This is a genomic window from Streptomyces carpinensis (assembly GCF_002154505.1).
GTDB lineage: Bacteria > Actinomycetota > Actinomycetes > Streptomycetales > Streptomycetaceae > Streptomyces > Streptomyces carpinensis.
The window spans coordinates 21,716-36,445 of sequence record NZ_MUBM01000249.1; the positions used below are offsets into that span (position 1 = coordinate 21,716).

16 protein-coding genes and 2 pseudogenes are annotated in these 14,730 nt (G+C 71.1%); 7 read left to right on the forward strand and 11 right to left on the reverse strand.

Annotated elements, in window-relative coordinates:
* Positions 1-163: 163 nt before the first annotated feature.
* The 3 genes and pseudogenes from BZY54_RS30840 to BZY54_RS30850 form a co-directional block, all read right to left on the reverse strand.
* Positions 164-481 (reverse strand): annotated as a pseudogene (locus BZY54_RS30840) (hypothetical protein); the annotation flags it as partial.
* Complete coding sequence (locus BZY54_RS30845; RefSeq protein WP_244217423.1) at positions 415-1,245, reverse strand: YhjD/YihY/BrkB family envelope integrity protein; 831 nt, start codon at positions 1,243-1,245, stop codon at positions 415-417. The pseudogene BZY54_RS30840 and the gene BZY54_RS30845, both read right to left, overlap by 67 nt.
* Positions 1,246-1,439: 194 nt before the next feature.
* The gene (locus BZY54_RS30850; RefSeq protein WP_086728615.1) at positions 1,440-2,054 is read right to left on the reverse strand and encodes a TetR/AcrR family transcriptional regulator; all 615 of its coding nucleotides are present in this window, start codon (positions 2,052-2,054) and stop codon (positions 1,440-1,442) included.
* Positions 2,055-2,294: 240 nt separating this feature from the next.
* Here BZY54_RS30850 and BZY54_RS30855 point away from each other — a divergent pair, with 240 nt between their 5' ends.
* Entirely contained in the window at positions 2,295-3,065 is a 771-nt protein-coding gene (locus tag BZY54_RS30855) for an SDR family NAD(P)-dependent oxidoreductase (RefSeq protein WP_086728616.1), read from the forward strand.
* Positions 3,066-3,306: 241 nt separating this feature from the next.
* On the forward strand, positions 3,307-3,537 hold the full coding sequence (locus BZY54_RS30860; protein ID WP_086728617.1) for a hypothetical protein: 231 nt from the start codon (positions 3,307-3,309) through the stop codon (positions 3,535-3,537).
* A gap of 58 nt (positions 3,538-3,595) precedes the next feature.
* On the opposite strand, the gene BZY54_RS30865 is transcribed toward BZY54_RS30860, so the two are convergent.
* From BZY54_RS30865 to BZY54_RS30880, 4 genes are all read right to left on the reverse strand, one after another.
* Complete coding sequence (locus tag BZY54_RS30865; RefSeq protein WP_086728618.1) at positions 3,596-4,228, reverse strand: hypothetical protein; 633 nt, start codon at positions 4,226-4,228, stop codon at positions 3,596-3,598.
* 248 nt (positions 4,229-4,476) lie between these two features.
* Positions 4,477-5,205: an MBL fold metallo-hydrolase gene (locus BZY54_RS30870; RefSeq protein WP_086728619.1), complete on the reverse strand. Its 729-nt coding sequence runs from the start codon at positions 5,203-5,205 to the stop codon at positions 4,477-4,479.
* Complete coding sequence (locus BZY54_RS30875; protein WP_208640826.1) at positions 5,198-5,536, reverse strand: response regulator transcription factor; 339 nt, start codon at positions 5,534-5,536, stop codon at positions 5,198-5,200. The genes BZY54_RS30870 and BZY54_RS30875 overlap by 8 nt, the downstream gene beginning before the upstream one ends.
* Positions 5,500-6,234, reverse strand: a complete 735-nt coding sequence (locus BZY54_RS30880) for a GAF domain-containing protein (protein WP_086728621.1) — start codon at positions 6,232-6,234, stop codon at positions 5,500-5,502. Before BZY54_RS30880 ends, BZY54_RS30875 begins: the two co-directional genes overlap by 37 nt.
* A gap of 210 nt (positions 6,235-6,444) precedes the next feature.
* Between BZY54_RS30880 and BZY54_RS30885 the strand changes: the two are divergent.
* The 3 genes and pseudogenes from BZY54_RS30885 to BZY54_RS30895 all read left to right on the forward strand — a co-directional run bounded on the left by BZY54_RS30885 (position 6,445) and on the right by BZY54_RS30895 (position 9,627).
* A pseudogene (locus tag BZY54_RS30885) lies at positions 6,445-8,330 on the forward strand (propionyl-CoA synthetase).
* Positions 8,324-9,046, forward strand: coding sequence for a hypothetical protein (locus BZY54_RS30890; protein WP_086728622.1), 723 nt, complete (start codon positions 8,324-8,326; stop codon positions 9,044-9,046). The pseudogene BZY54_RS30885 and the gene BZY54_RS30890 overlap by 7 nt, the downstream one beginning before the upstream one ends.
* Before the next feature lie 83 nt (positions 9,047-9,129).
* Positions 9,130-9,627, forward strand: coding sequence for an acetyl-CoA hydrolase/transferase C-terminal domain-containing protein (locus BZY54_RS30895; RefSeq protein WP_279634717.1), 498 nt, complete (start codon positions 9,130-9,132; stop codon positions 9,625-9,627).
* 124 nt (positions 9,628-9,751) lie between these two features.
* Here the strand turns inward: BZY54_RS30895 and BZY54_RS30900 are convergent, their stop codons facing one another.
* The gene (locus BZY54_RS30900; RefSeq protein ID WP_086728624.1) at positions 9,752-10,507 is read right to left on the reverse strand and encodes a hypothetical protein; all 756 of its coding nucleotides are present in this window, start codon (positions 10,505-10,507) and stop codon (positions 9,752-9,754) included.
* Between the two features lie 149 nt (positions 10,508-10,656).
* Positions 10,657-11,094, reverse strand: a complete 438-nt coding sequence (locus tag BZY54_RS30905) for a VOC family protein (RefSeq protein ID WP_086728625.1) — start codon at positions 11,092-11,094, stop codon at positions 10,657-10,659.
* A gap of 489 nt (positions 11,095-11,583) precedes the next feature.
* Here BZY54_RS30905 and BZY54_RS30910 point away from each other — a divergent pair, with 489 nt between their 5' ends.
* Complete coding sequence (locus BZY54_RS30910; RefSeq protein ID WP_086728626.1) at positions 11,584-11,787, forward strand: cold-shock protein; 204 nt, start codon at positions 11,584-11,586, stop codon at positions 11,785-11,787.
* A gap of 134 nt (positions 11,788-11,921) precedes the next feature.
* Here the strand turns inward: BZY54_RS30910 and BZY54_RS30915 are convergent, their stop codons facing one another.
* Both BZY54_RS30915 and BZY54_RS30920 read right to left on the reverse strand, forming a co-directional pair.
* Positions 11,922-12,614, reverse strand: coding sequence for a lysophospholipid acyltransferase family protein (locus BZY54_RS30915; protein ID WP_086728627.1), 693 nt, complete (start codon positions 12,612-12,614; stop codon positions 11,922-11,924).
* A gap of 161 nt (positions 12,615-12,775) precedes the next feature.
* Positions 12,776-13,429 (reverse strand): ATP-dependent DNA ligase, encoded by a 654-nt coding sequence (locus BZY54_RS30920; protein ID WP_086728628.1) that lies wholly within the window; start codon positions 13,427-13,429, stop codon positions 12,776-12,778.
* A 289-nt stretch (positions 13,430-13,718) separates the two neighbouring features.
* Between BZY54_RS30920 and BZY54_RS30925 the strand changes: the two genes are divergently transcribed.
* Positions 13,719-14,717: a helix-turn-helix domain-containing protein gene (locus tag BZY54_RS30925; protein WP_086728629.1), complete on the forward strand. Its 999-nt coding sequence runs from the start codon at positions 13,719-13,721 to the stop codon at positions 14,715-14,717.
* Positions 14,718-14,730: the final 13 nt, after the last annotated feature.

Below are 14,730 nucleotides of genomic sequence, written 5' to 3' on the forward strand. Positions count from 1 at the left end.
TAGCATTCGTGCTCCCGTGGCGTTGGTCCTGCCGCTCCCGTGAGGCGGTCCTGCGGCCGTAGCAGCTCCGCAGCGCGCTCGGCGACGGCGTCGATGGTGGTGACACGGTGTTGGCCGTGGGGATGGACGGCAGGACGGAGGCGTCGGCGACGCGGAGTCCGGCGATGCATGGACAACGCAGCTCACCGTCGACGACGGCCGGCGGGTGGTCGCCGATGCGGCGGGTGCCGACGGGATGCATGTACGAGGCCAGGTTCCGGCGCAGGCTCGACCGGATGGCCGACGCTCCCGCGCACTCCTTCTGGAGATGATCTCCGGCAGCGCGGGACAGGGTTCCCCGCACCGGCCATCCGCGCGCGTGCGCCCCACCGGTCCGCACCCGCTTCGGCCGCTCCCGCGGGCGCCTACGCGCCGCTACGGTTCGCGCTCTCCTGACACATACCGGCACAGCGGGGGCTCCTGGGCCAGTACCGCTCCGCATGTCACCGCGAAAGTGGCCGCGGCGGACAGGACGATCAGCCAGGACAGCAGGGGGAGGAGCATGCCGAGGGCCCCGTACTCCGCCAGGGACCTGTTGAGCGCGCCGGGCATGTACAGCCGTGCGGTCAGGCTGAGCGTGGTCGTGGCCGCCGCGGCCAGCAGCGCTCCCGGCAGGAGGGGCGGCCAGTGGACGCGAGCGGCCAGCAGGAGGTGCTGCGTCCACAGCCAGACCCCGATGCCCACCAGGAAGACGAGCGGAGTGCCGAGCCAGAGGCCGACGCCGAATCCGTCCCGCACCGGGCCCTGCAGAATGATGACCGGCACCAGCGTGAGCAGCCAGACCACCCATCGCCAGGCGGCGATCCGGGTGCCGGTCTTCGGCAGACGCCACGCGCGCTCGCAGACCCGGGACATGGCACGGCTGAAACCGGTCGCCGAGATCAGGGCGATCAGCAGGCCGACGACTCCGCTCGTCTCCCGAAAGGTCGTGTCGGTGGACTCGGTGAGGACCTGTCGCACCTGCTGGTCGGCAGCGCCGGTCAGGCCGAACAGGGCGCGCAGCGAATCGCTGAGCTGCTCGCGCACGCTCTGCGGGGTGAACGCCGCGATGGCGAACAGCAGAGGTACGCAGGCCACGAATGCCTGCGCGGCCACTCTGGTGGCCGCGTCCACGAGGTTCGCGGACAGCAGGCGGCCCGTCAGCTCGGTGAGGACGGGAGACGCCGTCCCGAGGTGGCGCGCAGACGTTCCAGTCGCGCCGTCCACGACATGCCGCCTCCCGACTGTGCTCCGTCTCGTCGTACGACAGTCAAAGCGGCCCGCCGCGGGTGGGGCGAACCGGGCTGGACCGATCGGGCGCTCAGGGGGCTGCGGGTTCCGGGATGGGCATACGGCGTGGGTGGTCAGGCCGGACTGGATCCGCCGGGCGCTACGGCCTGGGAACGCCTCCGGTGATGCCGTCAGGTCCGGTCCCGGTCCCCGGCCGACGCGCGCAGACGCTCGATGCAGTCGTCCAGCGCCGCCCTGAGGTGGGTGGAGTCGCCCGTGGACATCATGATGGAGACGCCGCCTTGGATTCCCGCCAGCAGAGCGGCGGAGGCACGCTCGACGTCGAGGGCCGGCGACACCAGGCCGCCCGCCTGGAGCGCGCGCATACCGTCGGCGAGCTGCGCCTGCCACTGCCGCATGAGTTCCGCCACGATGGCGCGGGCCCCGGTACGGGACCGGCCGACCTGCAGGAACAGAGAGCCCAACGGACACTGGTCGCCCTGGCGCTCGTACCGCTCCACCACGACGTCCCGCCACTTCCGCCAGGACTCCCAGGAGTCCAGGCACCCCAGATGCGGCTGCTGGTCCGCCAGGACGCGGTCCGCCTCGAACTGGGCCACCGCCAGCAGCAGTTCGTCCTTGCCTTCGGGGAAGTAGTGGAAGAGCTGGCTCTTGCTCGTACCGGTGCGGGCACGGATGTCGTCGAGTGTCGTGAAGGTGACACCCTGCTCCCGCAGCACCCCGGCCGCACCCTCGACGATGCGCGCCCGGGTGGCCCGGCCCTTGGCGGTCGGCGCGTCCCGCATCCCGGCACCTCCCTCAGTGGACTGAGAGGTCCACTCTAGTCGCCCGGGGTCGTGGACAGGCCCTATCGCCGGCACACCGAGACGTCACCGGTGCGGAGAGCGAGGGCGGAGGCCCAGCACTTTGGACTTGCCGGTCCATTTCTGGTGGCGCACAGTGGGTCCCGCGGTTCCGGCGTGGGGCCGCGGACCGAGCGCGGCCGGCTGTGCCGACCGTCGGGTGCGAGAGAGGAAGTCCACGACATGAGTGAGCGACTGCGCAACAAGACGGCACTGGTCACGGGGTCGACCAGCAACATCGGGCAGGCCATCGCCGAGGCGTTCGCCGCCGAGGGGGCACATGTCGTCGTCTCGGGGCGCGACCGGGAGCGGGGCGCGCGGGTGGTCCAGGGCATCCGGGCGTCCGGCGGGCACGCCGACTTCGTGGCCGCGGACCTCGACGGCAGCGCACAGGCCTCCCAGGACCTCGCCGCACGGGCCCGTGCGGCTCTGGGCGGTCGGATCGACGTCCTGGTCAACAACGCCGGCGTCTACCCCGCCGCCGAGACCGCCACGACCGACGAGAAGACCTTCGACCAGGTCTACGCGGTCAACGTCAAGGCGCCCTTCTTCCTCACCGCCGCCGTCGCCCCGGCCATGACGGAGTGGGGTGGCGGGGTGATCATCAATCTCGGCTCGTGGATCGCCCGCCTCGCGGTCCCGGTCGGCGCGCTCTACAGCTCCACCAAGGGGGCCATGGAGACGCTGACCCGGGCCTGGGCCGCCGAGTTCGGACCGAAGGGGGTGCGGGTCAACGCCATCTCGCCCGGCGTGATCCTTCCTCCGGCGCCGGAAGGGAGCGAGCCCCACCCGGGCCTGGTCATGATGAAGGGCACACCGGCCGGCGACGTCGGCACCCCGGACGCCATCGCGCACGCCGCCGTATGGCTGGCGAGCGACGAAGCCGCCTTCGTGCACGGGACCGTGGTCGACGTCGACGGCGGCCGCACAGGCGTCGCCGTCATCGCCGCCTGACCACGCGCCCGCCCCGGGCGTCGGCACGCTCCGCATGGGAATCGACACCGGCGTCGCCATGCGGGACGACCACTGCGCTCGCCGGATTCCCTCGACGTCGCCGCCCACCCGTATCCGGCCTTCACCGGCAGCGACTTCGTGCACCGCGGCGGCTCCCACCGGGAGGTGACCGAGGTTGGAACCGCACGACGTCGCCCGCACCGTGAAGCTGGACACCACTTAGCCGGGCCTGGGAGCCGGCATGACGGGCGAGTCCCGCGCGGCCTGCAAGGCCGTCACCGAACTGCACCGCGAGGACCTCGCCCTCACCCGGCAGCAGATACTCGCCCACGTCATCGCGGCCATCGGCACCGCCATCCGCGTCGAGCCGGACAACCAGGTGGTCCGGCCGGCGCAGACGGACGGCCCACCCCCGGTCGCGGAGGCCCGTCGGTGCCGCAACCGGTCATGCAGGTCGGTCGTCGACCGGTGATGCGGGCCATCGTCGTTGGGCGCGGGCGCGACGAGGGTGGTGTCCTCGAGGGCCGCCGTCAGACGGACTCCGCCGAAGCCTGCTCGCCGTGTGCAGCCGTCTCGGCGGTGTAGAAGACGGACGTGCCCTGCTTGGTGCGCTGCGCCTGCTTCTTGGCCACGAGCCCTTCAAGGGTGGTGCGCACCACGGTCGTCTTGACGGTGCGCTCGGGGTACTGCCGGCCCAGCGTGGTGGTGATCTCGGCGGCGGAGCGAGGTTCGCTCTGGCCGGCCAGGTGTTCGCGGACGAGGTCGACGAGCTTGGGCTGGGCCGCCTGTGAGCCGGTTGCCGCGTCCGCCTTCTTCTTGGACGGGCTCTTCGCGGGAGCGGACCCGCGGCTCGGCGCGGCGGACTTCTTGGCCCGCGTCTGCTTGCTACGGCTGGGTTCGGTGGCTGCCTTCTTGCGGGGATTGGGGACCGTCACGGCCGGAACATCGGCCGTGGGCTTATGGGGCGCCGAGGTCACGCCGAGCGCCTGCTGAACGCTCTGCAGAACGGCATGGTCATGCTGAAGAGTGGCCAACTGCTCCTGGAGCAGCGCGATTTCACCGGTGATTCGTTCTTGTTCCTTGAGATTGCGCTCGAGGTCGGTGGCGACCTGTGCGGCGTACTGCGTTGTCAGGCCGGTGGCCGTGACGTCGGTCTCGGACATGATCACAACTCCTTCCAGGGGTGCAGCCCATATGCTGCAAGCCCCGCAGAACGTTTGGGGCGCCAAAGGCGGATGCTCTTTTGTACTGGTGCCCGTGCATGCCGCAGCGGTTGCTGCTGCAAGCCCTGTTCCAGTGATAGTACGGAACAAAGCCATGTGGTGCTCTTATTGAGTGGACCTGGTGACCAACTGCCGGAACATGAAAAGGCGATTACGCGCACCTCGAAGTGCGAAACGATGCCGACACCTCAAAGGGTGAGGACCATGTCCTCACCTGCTGCCAGGATCTCGCCGCTGTACGCGGCACCCGCCTCCGCGACGGATCGACGGCGCTCGGCGCCGGGCCAGAAGTGTGTGAGCATCAGGCGCTTCGCTCCAGCGCTCGCGGCCCACTTTCCGGCCTGCGCCGCGCTGAGCAGGTACGGATCGGCAGCCTGGCCCTGGAGCGTCGACCCGGCGACCAACAAGTCCACCCCTGACGCCAGTTCGCCGAGGACCCGGCCGGGACCGGCATCACCGCTGTAGGCCACGGTCAGTCCGGGCGCCGACAGCCGCACGCCCGCGTGCGGCACATGATGCGGAAGGAAACGCCCGTCCAGCCGGAAGGGACCGACGTCGTAGCCGCCAGGCAGCGGATGCGGCCAGAAGACCTCTCGCAGGTCCTCGGTCGGCTCCATCGCCTGTACCCGCTCGAGCACCCCCGGGGGGCAGTACAACGGCACGCGTCCGTCGCGCCCGTCGCCGAGGAGGAGCGCCCTGCACAGCGCGCTCAGATCCGCGCAGTGGTCGGGATGCTCATGGGTGATGACCACGGCGTCGAGCTCGCCGGCCGCGCACCGACCCAGTAGCCGGGGCAGCGTCGCGTAGCCGAGGTCCAGGACCAGGCGGAACCCGTCGGCCTCCAGAAGGAAGCCGCTTGCCGCCCGGCCCGCCTCCGGCCAGGCGCCGCACGTCCCCAGCACAGTCAGCTCACGCACCGGCGCATGCTTGCACACAGGCGGTCGCCCGGGCCATCAACCACAGACCCAGGCCCACGACGGGCGCACCCTCCCGTGAACGCCGTGCGCCGCGGCCCGGCGACTCACTTGCCGTCCGGCGCACCGGCAGACGACGCGGAGGTCCCTGCGGCGGTGACGGCCTGCCGCGGGAGCGGCAGGACCTCACAACAACCGTTTCCTCGCCCGCCTTGGCGATGGCCTCGACCCGGTTGCGGGCGCCGAGTTTGTGCATGGCGGCCTGCAGGTAGGTCTTCACGGTGTTGCGCGCCAGGTTCAGTTCCGCGGCGATCTCCGGGTTCGTACGGCCCATGGCGACCAGGCGCAGCACGTCGTACTCGCGGCGGGTGATGCCGGCCTCCCCCAGGTGGCGGCGCAGGTCGACGTCGTCGGGTGCGGAGAGCCGTGGGTCGAGGAGCCGACGGTGAAGAGCATGGCGCCGACGGAGTCGTGCAGGGCGACGGCTATGCGGCGCCGTTCCGCGTGGGTGTCCGCCTCCCGCCGGGCCTCCACCAGATCGGCGACGGCCAGGGAGAGCGCCGTGGCCTCGGCGATCTCAGTGAGGGCGGCCGTGGCGTCGCCGCCGAAGTCGCCGGGGCCACGGTGTGCGGCGTAGATCATCCCCAGCACCTCGTCGCCGCGCTGGATGGGCGCGCCGAGCATGGCCCGGATGCCCTCCGCGTTGATCGGGTCGTCGAAGTCGTGGGTGATGCTGGGCGACCGTGCGTAGTCGCGGACGCGGCACGGCCGGTTCGTGGCGAGAACCTTGCCGCCCAGACCGAGTCCCTCGGGCACGAGGAGGTTGTGCAGGCCGGCGTGGTGGGTGCCGGCCCAGGACCGCAGCACCGCGACGCCCGGGTCCTCCGGCCGGCCGACCAGGGCCACGTCGGCGCCTGTCAGGGCGCAGACCTGGCGTGCCGCCTCGCGCAGGGCGGCCCCGCTGTCCAGCAGGGCGACCAGGCGCGAGGGCGCCCAGTCGGCTCCGCGGGGTCCGCGCCTGCTGGCGCTCATGCCAACACTGTCGCGCTCAGACTGGCGAAAACGCGAGGAGGGTCTCCAATTGGAGGTGGTAGGCCGTGCGCCGCGGCCCGATGATGACTCCCACCTCCCAAGTCCCCGCACAACGCAGAGCCGCGGAAGGCCCGGACACGGCACGATCGCGCTCCCTTCGCAGGACAGGCGGGCTGTCCACGCGTGCTACCCCGAGGAGTGAGGACGCAGATGGGCGTCTACAGCGAGCAGTACCGGCGCAGCATGACCGACCCCGAGGGTTTCTGGGGCGATGCCGCCGAAGCACTGACCTGGTACGAGGAACCGGTGCGGGCCCTGGACGACGCACAGGCGCCCTTCTACCGGTGGTTCCCGGACGGACGGATCAACACCTGCTTCAACGCGCTGGACCGGCACGTCGCCTCGGGCAACGGCGCCCGGACCGCGTTGATCTACGACAGTCCCGTCACCGGCACCCGCGCCACGTACACCTATGTCGCGCTCCAGCAGCACACGGCTCGTTTCGCGGGGGTGCTGCGAGCTCTGGGCGTCGGCCGGGGCGACCGCGTGGTGATCTACATGCCGATGATCCCCGAGGCCGTCGTCGCGATGCTGCCTGCGCGCGTCTGGGCGCGGTGCACTCCGTCGTCTTCGGCGGCTTCGCGCCACGTGAACTGGCCCTGCGCATCGACGACGCCCGGCCGAAGGCCGTGGTGTCCGCCTCGTGCGGCATCGAGGGCACACGCGTCATCCCCTACAAGCCCCTGCTCGACGAGGCGCTTTCGCTGGCCCGGTACAGGCCTGACATCAGCGTGGTCCTCCAGCGCCCCCAGGCCCACGCCGAGCTGTCCGGGCGCGACGTCGACTGGGACGCCGCGATGGCCTCCTCCGAACCGGCCGACTGCGTGCCGGTCGCCGCCACCGACCCGCTCTACGTCCTGTACACCTCGGGCACCACGGGCCGCCCCAAGGGCGTGGTGCGGGACAACGGCGGCCACGCGGTCGCGCTGGCCTGGAGCATGGCCAACGTCTACGACATCGGTCCGGGCGACGTGTGGTGGGCCGCGTCCGACGTGGGCTGGGTCGTCGGGCACTCCTACATCGTCTACGCCCCGCTGCTCGCCGGCGCCACGACCGTGCTGTACGAGGGCAAGCCGGTGGGCACCCCGGACGCGGGCGCGTTCTGGCGGGTCGTCTCCGAGTACGGTGTGAAGGCGCTGTTCACCGCTCCCACCGCGATGCGCGCGATCAAGAAGGCGGACCCGGAGGCGGCGCTCCTGGCCGGGTACGACCTGGAGAGGTTCCGCTGCCTGTTCCTGGCCGGCGAACGCCTGGACCCGGACACCTACGCCTGGGCCCGCAGGGTCCTCGACGTGCCCGTGATCGACAACTGGTGGCAGACCGAGACGGGCTGGCCGATCGCCGCGAACCCGCGGGGACTGGAGCCGATGGCCGTCAAGCCCGGCTCGCCGAGCGTGCCCATGCCGGGATACGACCTGCGGATCCTCGATCCCGACGGAGGTGAGTGCCCCGCGGGGCAGGAGGGTGCCATCGCCCTGCGGCTGCCGTTGCCGCCCGGCACGCTGACGACCCTGTGGCAGGACGACGACCGCTTCGTGGAGTCGTATCTGTCCCGTTACCCCGGCCACTACCTCACCGGCGACGGCGGATACGTCGACGAGAACGGTTACGTGTTCGTCATGGGGCGCATGGACGACGTGATCAACGTCGCCGGGCACCGTCTGTCCACGGGGGCGATGGAGGAAGTCGTCGCGGCCCATCCCGATGTCGCCGAGTGCGCGGTCATCGCGGTGCACGACGCCCTCAAGGGTCAGGTGCCCCGGGCCTTCGTGGTGCTCAAGGTCACGGCCACGTGCGACACCGACCGGCTGGAGGCGGAGATCGTCCGCGAGGTCCGCCACCGGATCGGCGCGATCGCCTCGCTCAAGGACGTCACGGTCGTGGCGGCCCTGCCCAAGACCCGCTCCGGAAAGATCCTGCGCGGCTCCATGCGCGACATCGCCAACGGGTACGACGCCCCGCCGCCGGCCACCATCGACGACCCCGAGGTCCTGGAAACACTGCGCCGCGCACTGCGCAAGGAGACATCATGCTGAGAGACGACCGGATCCGTGACACCGCTGGGGCGCCGGGCGGCGGGAAGCCCGGCGCACGCGCCGCCACGGCCGCGCACCCCGCGGCTTCGCGGGTACACGACGCGAAGCCGGCGGGCCGGATCATGTCGGCCGAGGAGGCGGCGGCGCTGATCCCGGCCGGCGCGACGGTCGGCATGAGCGGTTTCACCGGTGCCGGCTATCCGAAGGCGGTGCCCCAGGCCCTGGCGGATCGCATCGCCGCCGCCGACGCGGCCGGCGAGCGGATGCGGGTCAATGTGTGGACGGGCGCCTCCACCGCCCCCGAACTCGACGGCGTGCTCGCCGAGGCCGAGGGCATCGAGCTGCGGCTGCCCTACCAGTCGGACCCCACCACGCGCCGGGAGATCAACGCGGGGCGCATGGAGTACCTCGACATGCACCTGTCCCACGTCGCCCAGACGGTCTGGCAGGGCTTCCTTGGGCCGCCGGACGTGGCCGTCGTCGAGGTCAGCGGCATCACCGAGGACGGCCGCCTCGTCCCCTCCTCGTCGGTGGGCAACAACAAGACCTGGACCGAGCGTGCGGGCGCGGTGATCCTGGAGGTCAACTCCCGCCAGCCGGCCGAGCTGGAGGGCATGCACGACATCTACTACGGCACCGCCCTGCCGCCGCACCGCACGCCCGTTCCCATCGCGGGGTGTTGCGGTCGGGGGCGTCGGTCGGCACGACCGCGATGACCTTCTCCGGTCATCCCGGACGGCATGCTGCACCTGATCGACACCGGCAAGACGCCCGGGCGGGGGAGTACCGCGACAAGATCGTGCTGCGGCCGCAGGAGATCAGCAACCACCCCGAGGTCGTCCGCAGACTCGGCTGCCTGGCGATGAACGGCATGATCGAGGCGGACATCTACGGCAACATCAACTCCACCCACGTCATGGGCAGCCGCGTCCAGAACGGCATAGGCGGCTCCGGCGACTTCGCCCGCAACGGTCTCATCTCCTTCTTCCTCAGCCCCTCGCAGGCCAAGCAGGGCGCGATCTCGTCGATCGTGCCGATGGTGTCGCACGTGGACCACACCGAACACGACGTGGACGTCGTCGTCACCGAGCAGGGCCTGGCAGACCTGCGCGGGCTGTCGCCCAAGCAGCGGGCCCGCCGGATCATCGAGAACTGCGCGCACCCCGACTTCAGGCCCGCCCTGGAGGGCTACTACGAGCGCGCCCTCCACTCCTCCTACGGCCGCCACACCCCGCACCTGCTGGAGGAGGCCTTCTCCTGGCACACGCGCTTCCTCACGACCGGTTCCATGCGCTGAGGGCCATCGGCTCCGACCGTGTCCGTCACGGTCGGGGCCGGCACGGCCAGGCAACCTCAGCCGGGCAGCTCCGAGTCGGAGCGGCCTCGGCTTGCACCTGGCCCTCTGCTGGGGCGTGCGCAGTTCACGTGGCGGGCCAGGTGCCGAGTGCGTGGGCCAGTCGGTCGCTCTGCTCGCGGGTGATGCCCTGGGCGAGGCGGACGCCGCACCGGGGACTCATCGGCTCATCGCAGTGCAGGATCCCGGGGAAGGGCTCCTGGCTGCCCGAGAGAGGGGAGGCCGCGGGGAGCGTCCACTCAGCAGGTTCCCACAACGGGTGGTCCGCGAGGAGCGCCTCCGCGAGGCCCGAAGCGAGCGCGGCGGGGACACCCGCCCGCGCCAGCGCGTCACCGACGACGTCTGCGGCCTCCTCGGGCATGTCCTGGTCACCGAGGGTGGGCAGCAGGAGGAGCAGGCGTGCGTGTTCGGCGTGTACTCCCGGGGCGTTGTGGTCGGGCGTTCGGGCGATATGGGTGAGCTCTCTCCAGGAAAGTCCCGGGCCCGCGTGGTGGCCGCCGACGGTGGCCAGGTGGCCGTGTCGTTCCCACTCGGGATGGGTGATGAAGTACTCCGTTCCCGGATCGTCGGGAAGGTTGTAGCCGAGGACCACTGCGGTGTGGCCGCCGGCGAACGGGATTTGGAAGACAGGCCACCGGTTCTCGTCGCTCAGCGCGTCCCAGGCAGCGTCGGCATCGGCCCCGTCGACACCGAACCATTCCGGAACGGGGTCGTACTCCTCCGTCTGGCTCAGCCACATCAGGTACGCCGCCCAGAACCCCGGCAGCGCCAGCAGCTCCTGCCCGGCAACGAGGGGTGCGTCCTCAAATCCGTTTGTCAGCACCGGTCCAGACTGTCAGGCGCCTACGACAGTGCGCGCACGGCCTGGCCGCTCCGCCCCGGCGTTGCTGCTTCTCATCGACACCCCCATGGCTCTGTTCGCGAGTGCCGAACGGGCTTGACCGAGGCCGGGGTGCGCCCTCACCGACCCTGTCAGACCAGGCAGAACTCGTTGCCTTCCGGGTCCGCCATCACCACGTGATCCGGCCTGCCCCGCAACTCCTCCTCGCGGACCACGGTCGCGCCCGCAGCGGTCAACCGCTCCACCGCCTCGACCACGCGCGGCCAGCGCACCTCCCACGGTGTTTCACGGCCGCCACCGACTTGCACGTCGACATGCAGCCGGTTCTTCACCACCTTCGGCTCCGGCACCTTCAGGAAGGACAAGGTGGGGCCCACGCCGTCCGGATCCGAGAGGTACGCCCCGTCATCCCACTCGTCCTCCGGAACCCCATGATGGGAGAACCACTCCTCCCAGCTCCCGAACCCCGCGGGCGCGGGCTTTTCCGCATAGCCCAACGCCAGCGCCCAGAACGCGGCCAGCTTCGCCGGGTACGCGCAGTCGATCGTCAAGCTCCACTTGGTCGCCATGACCCCTCCCCAGTCGGAGGAACGGACTGTACCGCGCGGCTCCGACACCTCCCGCGCGTTACCACGCGCGAGCACCCGCGGCCTGACGAACGGTATGAGGAGTCCCTGACACAGAACAGGCGTCCTGTGTCGTCGAACCTCGATCGATGACATCGGTGACGTGCTGCACCGCCTCGGCGTCGACCCCGCACCGTCTGACCCCGGCGCCGGCCGGGTCCACCGGGATGCGCCGGCATGTGTCGGGCGGGCCCCGCGCCCGTGCGCGGGCCGCGGTGGCAGGGCCCGCGCGACGAGTCCTGCGGCGATTCGGCCTGGCAGTGCCCCGGCAAAGGGATTAGCGTAATCAACAGAGCAGTCGTGGTTCCGAAGTCGTTCGCCCGCGGTCACTTTGCCCGCGGGCGCTTTGCTGCGCAGCCCTCTCCGGACCAGGGCGATCACCTCCGGATCCGCAGCACCGTGCGGGCCCGAACACCCTCGAAGGAGACAGGAATGACCAAGGGCACTGTGAAGTGGTTCAACGCGGAGAAGGGCTTCGGCTTCATCGCGCAGGAGGGCGGCGGCCCGGACGTCTTCGCCCACTACTCCAACATCGCCGGTCAGGGCTACCGCGAACTGCAGGAGGGCCAGCACGTGGAGTTCGACGTCACCCAAGGTCAGAAGGGCCTCCAGGCGGAGAACATCCGCGTCATCTGAACCCGGCACCCCAACAGGCCCGGCACCGTGGTGTCCGGTCACCGTGTGACACGGAGTGCAGCCTGGCGCCCGCGGCAGGGGGCGGGGCTCTGTCCAGCGGGCGCGCTGCACCCGTCGCGGCGCCGAGACCGGCCTCAGCCCCGCCGCCCCTTCGCCTGTCCGGCCTTCACGTCGGCCGCGTACCGGTCCACGTACTCCTGGCCCGACAGGCGCAGGACCGCGTACGTGATCTCGTCGGTGACGGCCCGCAGCACCGTCTTGTGGTGCGCCACGCCCGCGAAGCGCGAGAAGTCCAGCGGTTGCCCGAAACGGATCACGACCGGCCGGAGCCTGGGCAGCAAGCGTCCCGGGGGCCAGATCCCGAAGGTCCCCACCATCGCGCACGGAACCACCGGAACCTGCGCAGCCAGCGCCATCACCGCCACCCCCACCTTGCCCTTGTACAGCCGGCCGTCGGGGGAACGCGTGCCCTCCGGATAGATCGCGAGCAGCTCTCCCTTCGCCAGTACCCCCAGCCCCTCCCGGAGCGCCGCCTGCGCCGCGGCCCTGCCCGACCTGTCGACCGAGATCTGCCCGGCACCGCGGAGAACGAGCGCGGTCAGTCGGCCCTTGAGGCCCGGCGCCGTGAAGTACTCCGCCTTGGCCAGGAACGTGATGCGCCGCTTCAGGACCGCCGGCATGAGGAGGGGGTCTGCGAAGGACAGGTGATTCCCGGCAACGATCGCCGCGCCCTCGGCCGGAACGTGCTCGATCCCCTCGGCCTGCGGCCGGAACAGCAGCCGCAGCAACGGCCCCAGCAGGACGTACTTGAGCACGTAATAGAACACGGGCGGCTCCCCACTGCCGAAGCTGCTTCCCCTCATGTCCGCGTATGTCCGTACCGGGCCGGCAGGCCGGATTCCCGGCCCCTGAACACCGGACACCCGGCCGGCCCACTGCTCACGGTGTGATCCGCACGGCCCACATTGTGCACCGCCTGGGGCCGGAGTCATCCAGCCGGGGCAAGGTGCTTGATCTTGATCCAGTCGCGGGTGCGCCGCCCGGGAAGGTAAGGGCTGGTGAAACGCTTGGCGACGATCCCGTCGAATCCCTCTCGCCGGCTGTTCTCCATGGCTTCGTCGGCCATGGAGGGCCAGGCTGCGGGGACGATGACGCCATGGGCGGGAAGGCCCAGGTCGTCCAGGAGGTCACGGCGGGCGGTGTAGGGCAGCTGGATGACGGGTTCGCCCAGGTAGAGGACGTCGTAGATCACCATCCAGGCGGGAAGGTCCTGGCGGGCCCGGTCGACGGCGGCCGGGTGGTGGAGACTCATGCGCTGCTGCAGCCGTTCCACCGAGGGACGCCCTTGATCGTCGAGCACGACGATCTCCCCGTCCAGTACCGCCTCCGGCGCCGGCAGCAGTCCCGCGAGGGCCCGGAGTTCCGGGTACTGGCTGGTGGTGTCCAGTCCGGTGGCGGACACCAGCCGCACCGTACCGTCGGCGGGCAGGTGGACGAGGGTGCGCGCCCCGTTCCACAACGTTTCGTACGCGAACTCGCCCTCGGTTTCCGGTGGGGGGAGCGATCCGATCATCGCGAGCATGGGTGACAGCGGCGGCAGCTCACGCGCCTGAGCCGGTCCGGCCAGCGGGTATGTGCTCATGTCTCCCAGCGTGACGCCCGCATCATGCGAAAGCGACTTCGATGCGATGCCGGTTGCGGCGCCGTGCGGTGCCTTCGCCCGCGTCGGCGGCGGTTCCCGGCGCCCGACCTGGCCGGCCCGCTCCCTGTAGGGGATCCGATCGGGGGGCAGCCGTCGACGGCTGCCTCACGTAAGGCCATGGACGCGACCCACGACCTCATGTGTTGGTGGAAGGATCAACGACCGGACGGGGTGCGTACCCCGACGCGGATCCCGGACGAACGCGTCGGCCGTGGAGGGGAGAGGCAACATGCTGGAGACGGTGGGTCTCACGGCCGCCGAGGGCGATGTCTACCGCCTGCTGATCGTCACCGAGACGGCGTCCGCCGAGGACATCGCCGGCCGATCGGAGCTCAGCGTCCCGGCGGCCCGGCAACTGCTGCTCGCCCTGGAGGCCAAGGGACTGGCGTACGAAGTGGAGGACGGCACCGGCTGGTTCGCTGCCGTCTCCCCGGAGGACGCCCTCGTGCCGCGGCTGCAGCGCCGGCGCGACGACCTGGAGCAGACGCGGGCGGCCGTGTTCGACCTGGTGGAGACCTACCGGCGCAGCGCTCGCACCCCCGGGGCGGGCGAGGCGGTCGAGATCGTCCGCGGCGCGGCGGCGCTGCGGCAACGCCTGCGGCAGCTCCAGGACGGTACCCGTCGCGAGATGCTGTGGTTCTGCAAGGCCGGCTATGTGGCGATGCCTCCGGAGAGCAACCAGGAGCAGTTCGCGGCGCACGCCCGGGGCGTGCTCTACCGCACCCTGTACGAGCAGGCGTACTTCGACGACCCGAACGCGGTGGACAACGTCGTGAAGGGGGTGCTGGTCGGCGAGGTCGCCCGGGCGGTGCCGCAGCTGCCCCTGCGCATGGCGATCGCCGACCGGTCGGTGGCCGTCCTGCCGCTGAACTCCTCGGGCGCACCCGGCAACCCCCGCGACCTCAGGGCGGCCGTGGTCCGGCGGAGCAGCCTGCTGGAGGCGCTCATCGCCCTGTTCGAGCACTACTGGGAGGTCGGCGCCCCGCTCCGGGTCACCGAGGAGGGCCGCATCGGTGGCGCCGGCCCCACTGATCCGGCGGCGCCCGTGGCGGAGGACCGGCACCTGCTGTCCCTGATGGTCGCCGGCATGACGGACGAGGCGATAGCCGGGCAGCTGCGGGTGAGCAAGCGCACGGTCCAGCGGCGCATCCAGGGACTGATGAGCCTCGCGGGCGTCGCCACCCGCATGCAGCTGGGCTGGCACGCGGCCCGCAGGAACTGGCTCTGAGCACGGCAGCCGA